General features: G+C 37.1%; 19 protein-coding genes. 13 read left to right on the plus strand and 6 right to left on the minus strand.

Annotation, left to right across the window (positions count from 1 at the left end; all coding sequences use genetic code 11):
• Nucleotides 1-15: 15 nt before the first annotated feature.
• Nucleotides 16-660 (minus strand): glutathione S-transferase family protein, encoded by a 645-nt coding sequence (locus ACPEH5_RS02455; RefSeq protein ID WP_166686475.1) that lies wholly within the window; start codon nt 658-660, stop codon nt 16-18.
• Nucleotides 661-966: 306 nt separating this feature from the next.
• On the opposite strand from ACPEH5_RS02455, the gene sra reads away from it, so the two are divergent.
• Together sra and ACPEH5_RS02465 are read left to right on the plus strand one after the other, a co-directional pair.
• Nucleotides 967-1,155, plus strand: coding sequence for a stationary-phase-induced ribosome-associated protein (sra, locus tag ACPEH5_RS02460; RefSeq protein ID WP_048607043.1), 189 nt, complete (start codon nt 967-969; stop codon nt 1,153-1,155).
• A 229-nt stretch (nt 1,156-1,384) separates the two neighbouring features.
• Nucleotides 1,385-2,164, plus strand: coding sequence for a YaeF family permuted papain-like enzyme (locus tag ACPEH5_RS02465; RefSeq protein WP_042843984.1), 780 nt, complete (start codon nt 1,385-1,387; stop codon nt 2,162-2,164).
• On the opposite strand, the gene ACPEH5_RS02470 is transcribed toward ACPEH5_RS02465, so the two are convergent.
• Nucleotides 2,154-2,339 carry a hypothetical protein gene (locus ACPEH5_RS02470; protein WP_166686476.1) on the minus strand — a complete coding sequence of 62 codons (186 nt, stop codon included), beginning with the start codon at nt 2,337-2,339 and terminating at the stop codon, nt 2,154-2,156. The genes ACPEH5_RS02465 and ACPEH5_RS02470 overlap by 11 nt on opposite strands.
• A gap of 157 nt (nt 2,340-2,496) precedes the next feature.
• Between ACPEH5_RS02470 and ACPEH5_RS02475 the strand changes: the two genes are divergently transcribed.
• The 5 genes from ACPEH5_RS02475 (at nt 2,497) to ACPEH5_RS02495 (ending at nt 5,552) form a co-directional block, all read left to right on the plus strand.
• Nucleotides 2,497-3,435: a Gfo/Idh/MocA family protein gene (locus ACPEH5_RS02475; protein ID WP_042843981.1), complete on the plus strand. Its 939-nt coding sequence runs from the start codon at nt 2,497-2,499 to the stop codon at nt 3,433-3,435.
• Between the two features lie 73 nt (nt 3,436-3,508).
• On the plus strand, nt 3,509-3,946 hold the full coding sequence (locus ACPEH5_RS02480) for a glyoxalase/bleomycin resistance/dioxygenase family protein (protein ID WP_042843980.1): 438 nt from the start codon (nt 3,509-3,511) through the stop codon (nt 3,944-3,946).
• A gap of 111 nt (nt 3,947-4,057) precedes the next feature.
• The gene (locus ACPEH5_RS02485) at nt 4,058-4,486 is read left to right on the plus strand and encodes a universal stress protein (RefSeq protein ID WP_042843978.1); all 429 of its coding nucleotides are present in this window, start codon (nt 4,058-4,060) and stop codon (nt 4,484-4,486) included.
• A 121-nt stretch (nt 4,487-4,607) separates the two neighbouring features.
• Complete coding sequence (locus ACPEH5_RS02490) at nt 4,608-4,943, plus strand: hypothetical protein (protein ID WP_042843976.1); 336 nt, start codon at nt 4,608-4,610, stop codon at nt 4,941-4,943.
• Between the two features lie 171 nt (nt 4,944-5,114).
• Nucleotides 5,115-5,552, plus strand: coding sequence for a universal stress protein (locus ACPEH5_RS02495; protein WP_042843975.1), 438 nt, complete (start codon nt 5,115-5,117; stop codon nt 5,550-5,552).
• A gap of 75 nt (nt 5,553-5,627) precedes the next feature.
• Here the strand turns inward: ACPEH5_RS02495 and ACPEH5_RS02500 are convergent, their stop codons facing one another.
• Nucleotides 5,628-5,921: a DUF5339 domain-containing protein gene (locus ACPEH5_RS02500; protein WP_166686560.1), complete on the minus strand. Its 294-nt coding sequence runs from the start codon at nt 5,919-5,921 to the stop codon at nt 5,628-5,630.
• A 238-nt stretch (nt 5,922-6,159) separates the two neighbouring features.
• Here ACPEH5_RS02500 and ACPEH5_RS02505 point away from each other — a divergent pair, with 238 nt between their 5' ends.
• The gene (locus tag ACPEH5_RS02505; RefSeq protein ID WP_129465846.1) at nt 6,160-6,561 is read left to right on the plus strand and encodes a hypothetical protein; all 402 of its coding nucleotides are present in this window, start codon (nt 6,160-6,162) and stop codon (nt 6,559-6,561) included.
• Here ACPEH5_RS02505 and ACPEH5_RS02510 read toward each other — a convergent pair whose 3' ends face one another.
• Nucleotides 6,562-7,200, minus strand: a complete 639-nt coding sequence (locus ACPEH5_RS02510; protein WP_042843973.1) for a TetR/AcrR family transcriptional regulator — start codon at nt 7,198-7,200, stop codon at nt 6,562-6,564.
• A 196-nt stretch (nt 7,201-7,396) separates the two neighbouring features.
• Here ACPEH5_RS02510 and ACPEH5_RS02515 point away from each other — a divergent pair, with 196 nt between their 5' ends.
• The 5 genes from ACPEH5_RS02515 to phoH all read left to right on the plus strand — a co-directional run bounded on the left by ACPEH5_RS02515 (nt 7,397) and on the right by phoH (nt 11,144).
• Complete coding sequence (locus ACPEH5_RS02515; RefSeq protein ID WP_042843972.1) at nt 7,397-8,206, plus strand: threonine/serine ThrE exporter family protein; 810 nt, start codon at nt 7,397-7,399, stop codon at nt 8,204-8,206.
• Nucleotides 8,197-8,667: a threonine/serine exporter gene (locus ACPEH5_RS02520; protein WP_042843971.1), complete on the plus strand. Its 471-nt coding sequence runs from the start codon at nt 8,197-8,199 to the stop codon at nt 8,665-8,667. Before ACPEH5_RS02515 ends, ACPEH5_RS02520 begins: the two co-directional genes overlap by 10 nt.
• Nucleotides 8,668-8,911: 244 nt before the next feature.
• Nucleotides 8,912-9,862, plus strand: a complete 951-nt coding sequence (locus ACPEH5_RS02525) for an endonuclease (RefSeq protein WP_164975511.1) — start codon at nt 8,912-8,914, stop codon at nt 9,860-9,862.
• 267 nt (nt 9,863-10,129) lie between these two features.
• Entirely contained in the window at nt 10,130-10,312 is a 183-nt protein-coding gene (locus ACPEH5_RS02530; RefSeq protein WP_042843970.1) for a hypothetical protein, read from the plus strand.
• A 46-nt stretch (nt 10,313-10,358) separates the two neighbouring features.
• Nucleotides 10,359-11,144 (plus strand): phosphate starvation-inducible protein PhoH, encoded by a 786-nt coding sequence (gene phoH / locus ACPEH5_RS02535; RefSeq protein ID WP_131679968.1) that lies wholly within the window; start codon nt 10,359-10,361, stop codon nt 11,142-11,144.
• Nucleotides 11,145-11,211: 67 nt separating this feature from the next.
• Here phoH and zinT read toward each other — a convergent pair whose 3' ends face one another.
• Together zinT and ACPEH5_RS02545 are read right to left on the minus strand one after the other, a co-directional pair.
• Nucleotides 11,212-11,856 carry a metal-binding protein ZinT gene (zinT, locus tag ACPEH5_RS02540; RefSeq protein WP_166686561.1) on the minus strand — a complete coding sequence of 215 codons (645 nt, stop codon included), beginning with the start codon at nt 11,854-11,856 and terminating at the stop codon, nt 11,212-11,214.
• 197 nt (nt 11,857-12,053) lie between these two features.
• On the minus strand, nt 12,054-12,893 hold the full coding sequence (locus ACPEH5_RS02545; RefSeq protein ID WP_048607054.1) for a siderophore-interacting protein: 840 nt from the start codon (nt 12,891-12,893) through the stop codon (nt 12,054-12,056).
• Between the last annotated feature and the right edge of the window lie 35 nt (nt 12,894-12,928).

Here is a 12,928-nt window from a genome sequence, read left to right on the forward strand (position 1 = left end):
TGTTATAAGGCAATGCTAGGCGGTGCTTGGGTCGATACATTTTAATGCTGCTGGGCGGTTTATCATTCTATGATAATAATCGATTAAAAATGGAGTGTTCGGCCGATTTAAAGGTGTTAGTAGCCAACGCTGAATAGACAGTGTTACAACAATATCTGCTAGGGTAAAATACTCCCCGCATAGGTAGTCGTAGTGGTTTTTTGTGGTCTTATTTTGTGCTAAAACAGAATCCAGTATTAGCATCTTTTCGTTCCATAAAACAATACTGGATTCTACTAGCTCATAGTGTTGTAAATAGAAGGGGTCTCTTCTAATTAGGGCCATGAAAGCGGCTCGCCAAGCAGGGTTTAGTTCAGCGCTTTGCCAATCCATCCATTTTTCAACTTCGGCTCTAGCAAGAGGGTCTGTTGGTAATATATTTTCATGTTGGGTTGTTGCTGCTAAATAGCGACATATTGTATTGCTTTCCCATAATGCTCCTTGGTCATGAATTAATACTGGAATGAGTGCATTAGGGTTTAGTTTTAAGTAGTTTAGTTGTTTTAGAGATTCTGTATTTCCCCATTGGTCTTCATGAATAAATTCAAGGTTCAGTTCGTGTGCTGTCCATAACACTTTACGAACATTAATTGAGGATGTTCGACCTAATATCTTTAACATTTTATCTAGCCCCTTAAAAATAATAATATTCAAATAACATAGATAGTTATGTTATGCAATTGTATTTTTATAGTTATTGCGATAACCCCGCCTACGGTGATTGAAATAAAACTCAGCTGTAGTTTCGGGTGTAAACTAATAAGAATAACTGGATTATATATATTTATATTAATGGTATACTAATTGAGTTGTAGTTGGTTTTGTTATTGATACAAAACAAAAAAAACCTTTGTGGTCAACGATGACTATATTTGTTGATATTCATTTTTTTAATGAATTTTAATTTAGTAGTTTAAGGAGTCGATAATGGTTAGTAATAATAGCGCACGTCGTTTATTAGGTATGCCTTACAAATTGAGCCGTTCTAAGAAGAATATTCGAGTGTCTATTGGTTCTAAAGATAATATTGCTGTAGCAGTCCAAAAAAACAAAGCAACAGAAAAGAAAACATATCATTCAATTACCGTTTTTTACCCTGAATATGTAGTCGGTTAATTATTATTTTTAACCCTCTAGTACCCTCTAGGGGGTTAAAATAACACTCTTCACTTAGTTTTTAATAAAAAACTCATTTCTTATCCTATTTTTAATACGAAATAAATTAATCATATTTAGCTGAATATGATTTTTTATAACAATAATTGTAGTCAGAAATATAATTAAACGTTAAGATTCCATCCATTGTATAAAATGAAAAATAATGATTACGATTAGGCGCTTTTGGATGAAATCTTACTGTTGGTTGTTGTTTTTGTGTTATATGTTTTTAACAGGGTGTTCTACTCAATTTAAATCAGATGAAAAAACAAATCGTTTAAAATTCAGTATCCAACATGCCAATACTATTCCTATTAAAGATTCCGTTGAACCACTTGCTGTTTCCGACATGTTGCCTGGCGATATTCTTTTGTCTTCAGCGACAGGGTTAAACTCGTGGGGAATTAGGCTATTTAGTATTAGTGGTGTAAGTCATGCATCTATTTATTTGGGACTTGGTGAGGTTGCTGAATCTGTTGGCAGTGGTGTGAGAGTTATTTCATTGAACCAAGCCGTAAGGGATTCGAATAATATGGTGGTATTGCGACAGTCGGGTCTTACATCACTACACGCAGATAAATTACGTGAATTTTCGATGCGTAATGATGGGCGTAAATATAATTATAAAGGTATTGTGATGATAGCCCCTTGGATGGTGACAAAAAGAATATGTGAACTACCATTAATTGGTGAAACAATACGCAATTTTTGTCTACAGACGTTAGCTAAAGTCCAGTTAGGTGATGACGTAGACCAAGCAAATGGTTTCTTTTGTTCTCAGTTCGTTATTGATGCATACAAATATGCAGGTATTCCTTTATTTGAAGGAAATTCATCATGGATAACCCCAGCAGATATATTACATATGCGTACAGGGGATGTGCCAACGTTTATGCCAACTCAGCGCTTAGTTTATGTTGGCCATTTGAAATCGTGGAGCTTCAGTAACGCTATCTTTAAAAAATAGCGCATTGTTTTACAAACAAAAAAAAGGCCAACGTATTAAGTTGGCCTGCTAAACTGGAAGCAATGTGAGCAATGTCGTTTGTGATAAACTTGAGTAATTTACTCAAGTATTCACGAGGTAAAAGATAACCATTCTCATTTAATAAATCAACCCCTTTTTTTGTATTGCTACTCATTCTTTATTTCTACTGATTTATTTTATTTATGCATGAAAAACAACTAGTTAATGCTAATTAAGCTGTTTTTTTGTATTTTTGCTAATAATTTTATTTAAAAAAAATCGTTTAATGCGATTATTTCAGCCTAGATAATCGACTAAAGAGTGTATTCAGTATGAGAAAACTAAAAATTGGTGTCGTAGGTTTAGGCTCAATTGCGCAAAAGGCGTACTTACCCATCTTAACCAAGGAAGATAATTGGGAATTAATAGGCGCATTTTCGCCGAATCAATCGAAAGCCAGATTAGTTTGTGACAGATATCGAATAGAGCTATTTAGTCGTCTTGATTCTCTCGCTCAGCAGTGTGATGCGGTTTTTGTACATAGTGCTACTGCAAGCCACTATGAGGTCATAAAAAGGTTATTAGATTTAAATGTGCATGTTTATGTTGATAAACCATTAACTGAGCAGATTGAACAGTCTGAGCAATTAATTGAATTAGCAGACCTTCGACAGAAAGGGTTAATGGTTGGTTTTAATCGCCGGTTTTCACCTTTCTACATGGCTTTAAAATATGACTTACAAAATATTTCTTCACTTCGTATGGAAAAACATCGTACGAACAGTGTTGGACCAAAAGATGTTAGGTTCACATTATTAGATGATTACTTGCATGTGGTCGACACCGTAATTTGGATGGCGGGGGCTGACTCAGAGGCGAAATTAATCAGTGGAAATATTCAAGCAACATCACAAGGTGAACTTTTTTACGCGGAACACCATATACAAGCAGGGCTATGTTGGCTAACGACATCTATGCATCGAAAAGCTGGGAGCCAACAAGAGAAACTGATTGCTGTGGCAGAAGATAGCATACACCAAATAACCAATATGAATCATTGGCGAAGTGAAGACGGCACTGGTATTCATGAGGCAAATCCCGGAAGTTGGGATTCAACCTTACTACAACGTGGTTTCGATGGGGCAATTCGTCACTTTATTGACTCGGTTTCAAACCAGTCTCAACCATTGATCAGTGGTGAGCAGGCGATTATGGCTCAAAGGCTGGTTGAAAAAATGATTTTAGAATCAAAGCAAATGGCGAATACTTAATTAAATAGTTAGAGTTAAATATAAAGTCGATTATCATTTTTTATTTCAGCAGCCATGATAGTGAGATCCCCATATGCTAAACTTAACAAATAGTTCAGAGGTGTTATTTATTGCGGGTTTTGGCCCCATTGTTGTTGATCACCCAATGAGTCAGCATTTTTATTTGGATGTACTAAAACTGCCCTTAAAACCAATAGAAGAGGGGAGTCAGTATTTGACTTGTGAGCAAGATGCTCTCAATGGAACTAAACATTTTGCACTTTGGCCGATTGAGCAAGCAGCATTGTCTTGTTTTAAAGAACGACAATGGCCAGTTGAAATTCCTATCCCCCAAAGTTGGATGGAATTTGAAGTTTCAGATATTGATAAAATCACTCAAACTTGCCTCGAACATGGCTATAAATTATTAGTCTCTAATCAAATTGAGCCTTGGGGACAAACGGTAACTCGTTTGTTAAGTCCTGAAGGTATTCTTATTGGATTAACAGTTACACCTTGGTTAAGAGAATAGCTTTAAATTATCGCTAGAGATCTCATTTATCTTTGTGAATGAGAGACATTCTTAGCTAATTGTTTATAATTTTATGGTAAATCTTAATTTTAACTATTTTGTGGAGGGGTTATGTATAAAACGATTCTGGTCCCTATTGATTTAACTGAAGATGAATTAACCAGTAAAGCGGTTCGTCATGCTGTCAATCTTGCAAAACAATCGGGTGCTAACATTCATCTTATTCACGTTTTGCCTATATCATCTGCAATTATTAATGCCTATGCTTTGGGTTACATGGAAATAAAAGACCGTGCAACAGTTAAAGCAGAAGAGGATATGAAAATGCTAATGGATTCTATAGATCTACCTCATGATCATGTTAGCTACACCATTACATTTGGTTCCCCTCGTGATGAAGTGATTAATACTGCAAAGGATATCAATGCTGATATTATTGTCATTGGTTCACGCCGCCCGAATATCACGACTCATCTTTTAGGCTCTACAGCTGCGGGTATTGTTCGTTACGCAGAAACTTCAGTGCTTGTTGTTCGTTAATTTACAGATAAGAACCTACCTATAAATGTAGGTTCTTTCTAAATAGGATTTCTTTAGTTATAAATTTAGTGGGTAAAGTTTAGAATCTATTTTATTTATAGTAAGGAATTTTTGAATCCCTATGGAAAAATTTTCAAAAGAATTATTACGTATTGAGTATTTCTTGCTTCGAGTTTTGCGTTTTTATTTGTTATCGCTTTTGGTGTTTTTCCTCGGGTTATTGCCCGGTATTATCGGTTTCTATTGTATAGAAGGTCACTCACTGATTGAGTCAATGCTAAATGCATTATCAATGCTAAGTGGGCAACCAATAGAGCCTGCACCGATTACGCGTGCTGGTCGCTTTTTTATTGCTATTTATGGTTTATTTCTACAAAGTGTTTTTATTATCAGTATTGGCTTGATTGTAACACCCTTTATTCATCGTATTTTGCATAAATGGCATTTAGAGGAATAGGTCTATTTTTTGTCGTAATGTTAGGGAAGTTCACAGCTTTTTTACAATAGAAATACTATACTTTTATCGATGAAATAGTAAATATTCACCCGCACTTCCTAACGATTAAATCGTAAAAATTAACTAAAATACGGTTTAAAAGAGGATAAACACAATTAAAGAGGGCATCATATGTATAAGACAATTTTGGTTCCCGTGGATATATCTGAAGATGTACTAACAGATAACGCATTAAAACATGCTGTTTACTTGGCTAAAATGACTAATGCGACAATTCACTTATTTCACTCAGTACCTGATGTTTCAAGGTTCTCTATGAGCTATAGCTATCATTATGATTTACTGTCTTCTTTCGCTAAAAAAGCAGTAGAACGTTCTGAAGAGCAATTAAAAGAAATTATTGAAAAAATTGATTACCCTTCAGACAAAATCACTTATAAGGTTGAATTTGGTTCACCAAGAGATAAAGTGTTATCAGAAGCTGAAAGTATTAATGCTGATTTAATTGTAATCGGTTCTCGTAATCCGAGTATTTCAACCCATTTATTAGGTTCTAATGCTTCAGGTATTGTTTCTTACGCTAAAATATCAGTACTTGTTGTTCGCTAGAAAGAATTGCAAGTAAGAATAAAAATACAGCCTAATTTTAGGCTGTATTTTTTTAGGTGATATACATGAACGAAACTACTTCGTTTTGACCGCTTCTTTCGCTTGTTCAATAGCTTTAAGGGCTTGGCTACAGGCTTGCTCTTGGGCATCATCGGGGTAGCTTGCTAATGCCTTTTTCGCCTCTTCTAATTGGGATTTCATTAAGGCAATTTGCTCTCCCGCATTAGCTTCGTCTTTGTATTGTTCTTCTGCTTGTTTAACCAGATCATTCATTTCTTTAAAATAGGTATCACATGTTGGCCCTGCACTTGCATTAAAAGCGGTTAGAGCCACAAATAGACTACAGATTAACGGAAGAGTTCTTTTCATCATAATTTCGCTTTTAAAAGTCATAATATAATCAGGATAACATTCCATATAAAAAAACGCACCACTCAAAGGTTGCTAATGTTTTTAAGATATAAAAATTACATACATATTAAGACTATTCCTTTCCATAACTTGGCGTTATAGCATATTTTGCAAAATAGAAATGATAATCATTCTTGACTTAGTGCAGTGAAAAAGTGTACATTCAAGTACACTTTATTGGTATGAGAGAATAACTATGGCAAATAAAATTATAGTCAGCACAGAGAACTGGCCTGTCTGTGTAATGAATACCTTTCCTACATCAATGGATGAAACACGCTTATGGGTAGAGGAAATGGATTTACTATTAGCGAGAAGAGAGCAATTTGTGTTGGTTTATCCGCCAATTGCCGTGCAAGAAAAACCATCGAGGGAAGATATGGAAGGGATGAAATATGTACGCCGTTGGCTAAAATATGCAAAAGAACCTATGGAACAACATTGCCGTGCCATGGTTGTGACGTTGCAACCAGATGGCAGCGATAAAGAAGAAAAAGAACGTATGGCACCTATGTTATCAGAATTGTATGGTCCTGAAGTTTTGTTAGCCGTTGATGTTAAAACAGCCAAAGAGCAAGCTGAGTTAGCTTTAATTTAGTTATATTGCAGTGGAACTTATTTTGCGTATATAGCTGGCAATGATATCAACAGAAAGGGTGATTTGTTGTTCAATAAATTCATCGCTAGGTTTGAAATCAGCGACACAAAAAGTTGTAATGAATACATCCGCTTTTAACATTTCTAGGAAACGGGAAGAAATACTTAGGAGTGTTGTTTCATCCACTTTAACATCAGGTAATTGACTGAGTTTTTGTGTGAGTGAACGGTAGCTTTTTACAGGGCCTTGTTCAAAAAAGGCCTGACTGATTTCGGGGAATCGGTTATATTCGCCAAGAATTAGCCGATATAAACCAATGGATTGTGGCTTAAGGACATTCAAGAGAAAGCGGGAACCGTAAAATGATAAAACCATTTCAATGGTATCGAGTTTTGGAGCTTTTTCATTTGGCTCAATAAAGATGTCATCTATCATAGCGGCAACCACGGCTGCAAATAACCCTTCTTTATCACCAAAGTTTTTGTACAGGGTAGAACGAGAACCACCCGCCCGCTCAATAATCATATCCAAAGTCGCCCCTTCAAAACCATACTGAAGAAAAATATCAGCAGCGGCAGTGATTAATGCTTGATTACGGCGTTTCCCTTTTGGGGTTTTAGCCACTAATGGGTTATTCATAAATGATTAATCTTCCCCTTTTTACTCAACAACAAAATAATGTTATCAATTTTACCAAAATAGTTTGAATCAAGTCACCTTATTCGCGCTTTTACCTGAAAGAGATCATAAATTCAACGTATGTTTAGCTCTATGATATTTTAGAGGTTAACATGTTTAAGTCGATATCTGAATGGATGTCATTAGGGGGGACGAGATGGTAGGGTGTGCAACAGAGCAAAACGTCAGCGAGAATGAATCAATTAATAAGCAGAGAGAAATAACCAGGCTGTGTATCGAGTGTGGTTTACTTCTCTTACAGCATGGTGCCGAAAGTATGTTAGTTGAACAACTTACGACACGTGTTGGTATTGCTCTTGGGGCAAGTCAAGTTGATAGTGCAATTTCATCGAATTCACTGGTATTGACCACAATTATTGATGGGCGTTGTTTAACATCCACTCGTCGTATTATTGATCGTGGGATTAACATGCATGTTGTTACTGAGGTTCAACATGCGGTGATCCTTGTAGAGCATCATTTATTAGACAGTAAACAATTGCAGAAAAAACTGTCGTTAATTAAACCGTTACGTTACCCCCGATGGTTAATGGTATTCATGGTGGCATTATCTTGTGCTTGTTTTAGTACCTTAAATGGCGGGGGCTGGGAAAGTGCATTGATTACATTTATAGCCAGTGGATGTGCGATGTATATTCGCCAAGTCTTAACGTCTCACCAAATGAACCCGTTGATTAATTTCTGTATGACTGCGTTTGTTGCCACCTCCGTTTCAGGCCTATTGTTGAAGATCCCATATTTGGCGGTTACAGAAACCATCTCGATGGCAGCAAGCGTATTGCTGTTAGTGCCTGGTTTTCCGTTGATCAATGCGGTTGCTGATATGTTCAAAGGGCATGTCAATACAGGGGTTGCACGTTGGACCATGGCAAGTTTGCTGACATTAGCGACATGTATTGGTGTGGTAGTTGCTATGACAATATGGGATTTAAGAGAATGGGCATAAGTTTTCTACTTGAATTAGCTGAAAAGATGGCGTTAGCTGCAATCCCTGCGGTAGGTTTTGCTATGGTATTTAATGTTCCTGCTAGAGCATTAAAATATTGTGCATTATTAGGCGCGATTGGTTATGGCTCTAGAATTGTATTAATTGAATTTGGTTTACAAATAGAATGGGCCAGTTTTGTATCCGCTATACTCGTTGGGGTGATTGGTATTCAGTGGTCTCGCTGGTGGTTAGCACACCCTAAGGTTTTTACTGTCGCTGCGGTGATACCGATGTTTCCGGGAATTAGTGCTTATATTGCGATGATTTCGGTCGTGAAAATCTCTCAATTTGGTTATAACCCTGAGTTAATTGAGGTTTTAGTCACTAATTTTCTCAAAGCATCTTTTATCGTTGGGGCATTATCTATTGGTATCTCGTTACCTGGCTTATGGCTTTACCGCAAAAGGCCGAGTGTTTAATGATAAATTAAAAGTAACAGTTTCTACTAACTTTGCATAAATTCTCATCATGGTTTTAATAGATAAAATTGAGTGACTCCTGATACCATTTGTGTTTTTATTTGATTAGAATAGATGTATATTTTCTTATATACTTTAAGGTGTTAGCGTTAATCCTATCACCTTATTCTTATTTTTTGCTGCTATTCTAGTCATCGGTGCTATTTTGAAACAATCCAGTGTATTTAAATACGTTAAACGTTTTATTCCTTTTATAATTATTCTTTTTTCCATTCCTGCATTTTCATCACCAAATTCGTTTACAGAAGCTAAAGTTCTCAGTAAAAATCAGGTGTATAAAGACCAAAATAAACAGGGCGAAGGGACCCTATATTGTGGTTGTCAGTGGGAATGGTCTGGCAAAAGCGGTGGACAAGTTGATTTAGCCTCCTGCGGCTACCAAGTGCGTAAACAGCAAACACGTGCTCAACGAATTGAATGGGAGCATATTGTTCCGGCGTGGGTCTTTGGGCATCAACGACAATGTTGGCAAAAAGGCGGCAGAAAAAATTGTGTTTCAACTGACCCAGTATTTGGGATGATGGAGGCTGATTTGCATAATTTGGCTCCATCCATAGGGGAAGTTAATGGTGACCGAAGCAATTACCGTTTTGGGCAATTGGGCAATGATGTAGCTTATCCGTATGGAATGTGCCAGAGCCGTGTAGACTTTGCACAGAGGGTATTTGAGCCCCGTAATGAAGTCAAAGGCCAAGTTGCTCGTGTCTATTTTTATATGCATGACCGTTATAATTTATCGATGTCACGCCAACAGCAACAATTATTAATGGCTTGGGATGAAAAATATCCGCCTAGTCAGTGGGAAATGCAACGAGATGAGCGAATAGCAAAAGTCATGGGGCATCATAATCCATTTGTGACAGGGGAAAAAAAATGGCGTTTAAATCATAAAAATACAGGGGAGGGGTTGCGTGTTTCACAACCGTCATCATCCACTTATAGTCACAATCAGCAACGAGTGACAAATAGACCTGAATCCTATGAAATCAAAGGCAACATTAACTCAAAAAAATACCATTTTTCACACTGTTCAGGTTTTAAAACCACCGCAGATAAAAATGCTAAAATGTTTGCAACAGAGGCCGAGGCTAAAGCAGCTGGTTTTATATTAGCGGGAAATTGTAAACCACGTTGACGATATGTTTATTTCACCTAACTAGGTAATTATTTGATTAGCTTATTTTATTTTTTAGCTATGACACCAAATGTTTTTTTATCACAAAACCATTAAAAAATGTTAAAAAAATGTTGCTTTTCGAAAAAAAATAACGCTATATTTAATGTAAATAAAAAACTGTAGCAAAAACATGAGCTCATCGGGTTTCAAAAAATGTTGCAGTTTGTCATATTAATGTCATACAGATTCATTAGTTTAAAGGTATCGCTGTCACAGGAGAAACTAATGGGAAATAATTGTTTATTTAGGTGTATGCAAAACCGGTTACCACTCCATCATGGAACTGTCATGGTGAGATTGGTAACCGGTTTTTTTATTGGTGACTTTTCTGAAATGAAATTATATCGCCAAGCACAAGTTCCACCATTAACTATGAGCTTGAAGGGAGCTCCTCTCTGTTTTGAATAGTCCGTCATTTGAATTGACATCACTGATACCTGGAAGGGTTAATACTATGAGTAGACAGAAAGCTGCAACAAAGGCACGTCGTGAAATGAAACGTTCATCACGTAAAGACCGTTCTGGTCGGTTTGATATGAATAATGTTGCGTCTTTTGCTGAATTTACAGGCATTGAGCCTATTGGTATGGCAAAAGAACGTCGTGATGAATCTCCTATCTTGCCAAGAAATGACGCTCAAAAGCTCTATATTAATTCCATTAAGCATAAGCAATTAGTTTTTGCTAATGGTGAAGCGGGGTGTGGGAAAACCTACATAAGTACTGCACTTGCTGCGGACGCGTTAATTCATAAAGATATCAATAAGATTATTGTGACAAGACCTGTTCTTCAAGCGGAGGAAGATCTCGGTTTCTTACCGGGGGATATGTCGGAAAAATTTGCACCTTACTTTCGTCCTGTCTATGACGTTTTGCTGAAAAGGTTAGGAGCCTCTTTTTTACAATATTGTTTACGTCCTGAAATTGCTAAGGTGGAAATAGCGCCATTTGCCTATATGCGTGGTAGAACCTTTGAAAATGCGATTGTAATTTTAGACGAAGCGCAGAATGTCACAGTCACACAAATGAAGATGTTCTTAACCCGATTAGGTGAGAATGTGACGGTAATTGTTAATGGTGACGTCACACAATGTGATTTACCTGAGAATGTGCCATCAGGGTTGGCAGATGCATTACAACGTTTTAGTAGTGATGAAATGGTCTCAATGGTGAATTTCACGATTGAAGATTGTGTTCGGTCACAATTGTGTCATAAGGCATTGTTGGCTTATAACCATTAATATCGTCATTATTGCTGATGCCCCGTGGTTAGTTACGGGGCATCTTGTTTAATCTGAAAGCGGTTGATTAGTGATATAACATTTCGTGCACAATTTGTTCATCGGTTAAAGTATAAGGGTAGTAGGTTGGCCAATTTTCTAGTTGCCCTAATAATTTTTCTTGCGAATCATTACCCATATATAAATGGAAGTGGCCCGAGGTTTGCGGCTCAATGATATGGTCGCTAAATTGAATATATTTTGGTGCTTTCGAGTTTGCGTCTTGGCACTCAAATAAATAGCGAACACCTTTTTTCCCCGAAACGTAATTCAGTATTTTATAACCAGAATATGTGTAGTGGCAGCTATTTACGACACCATTTTGGGTAAATTCGATAATGTCATTTTCAATACCGATGCTATCAACATCCGTTGCATAGCCTTTTTTATAATACTCTCGGTACTCTTCAACGGTTTTATCTTTATTTTTTTTCGCTTTATTTTCGAGCACTTCATCAAGTTTTCCATTTAATAATAATGGGTTGACGGATACCCAAATACCTTGCCAATCACTCAGTGACCTATTTTTGACATCAGCATCATCAAAAACCCCTTTGGAAGCTTGAAGTGCTTTTTCTGATTGGGGATGAGCGTGACTGTGTGAGCCATGAGAAATTGCAGTAAAGCTGGTTACAGCAAGAACAGTGCATAAGCTCGCTTTTAGAATTGCCATTTTGTACACAATAATTTTCCCTATTTTATCGAGTGGATAAGAAAATAATAGATATGTTATAACATAACATCAATGGCAATGAAAAGTGTTTTAACGTCATTTTTAAGCGATGCAATAAAATGGTGGCGTTTGTAAATGACAGTTTGGTGGGGTAGATAAACTCGCTTATTAGCCCTAATAAGCGAGTAGAGGGGGTTTTAATCGTCTGGGTTATCCATTACGGCGTGGCGTTCATGATGGTAACCTTCTTCATCATAGCCATGACGCCAGTATGGGATAGCATAAATATCTTCACGGCCAAAACCTTTTTCACGACGAATAAAACGGCGTAAATCACGAATTATTTGGTCTTCTCCGGCAATCCAAAAAGCAGTATCACTGGTTGGAATGTCCCATGATTTAAAAGTAGAGATTAACGCATCCGTTTTAGTGATATCACCACAAATCCAAATAATTTCAACATGTTGTGGTTTTTCTAATTCACGAATATCTTCTTGGCTATCTAACCGTAAAACAACTTTACCTTGTGCATCTTTAGGCATTTTTTCTAGTAATGCGGCAATGGCTGGTAATGAGCTAGAATCCCCAGCCATAAAATAGTGTTTTCTAATAGGTAAGAGTGGGTCTGGACCACCAGGATTGGTGATCCCCATCCAATTACCCGGCTTTGCATCCCGAGCGAAAAGATAAGCGGGGCCTGTCACGCCATCATGCATTGCAAATTCAATATCAATTTCTTTTATTTCAGGTCGAATAGCACGCACACTATAGGTTCTCACAAATGGGCGGGGCTCATTTTCTGGCCAACTACGACCTTTTTCTGTTAATACAGGTAATGCTGGCTGGCTTTTTAAATCAGGAGCGAGAAAAATTTTCAGATGCCCACCTTCACAACCTGTAGGATAAGCACTGAGTTTTTCTCCGGTGAAGGTAATGCAACGGATAGAAGGGCTGACATCCCTAATCGATTTAACTTGGATAAGCTGTGGTGGAGCCGGGCGGTAGATATTTTTTTCAACGGGTTGTTCGGTAGCCACGGACAATCTCCTATGTTAATGATAATTTTATTATA

Origin of the sequence: Providencia sp. NPDC089933 (assembly GCF_049545585.1) — a bacterium.
Lineage (GTDB): Bacteria > Pseudomonadota > Gammaproteobacteria > Enterobacterales > Enterobacteriaceae > Providencia > Providencia huashanensis.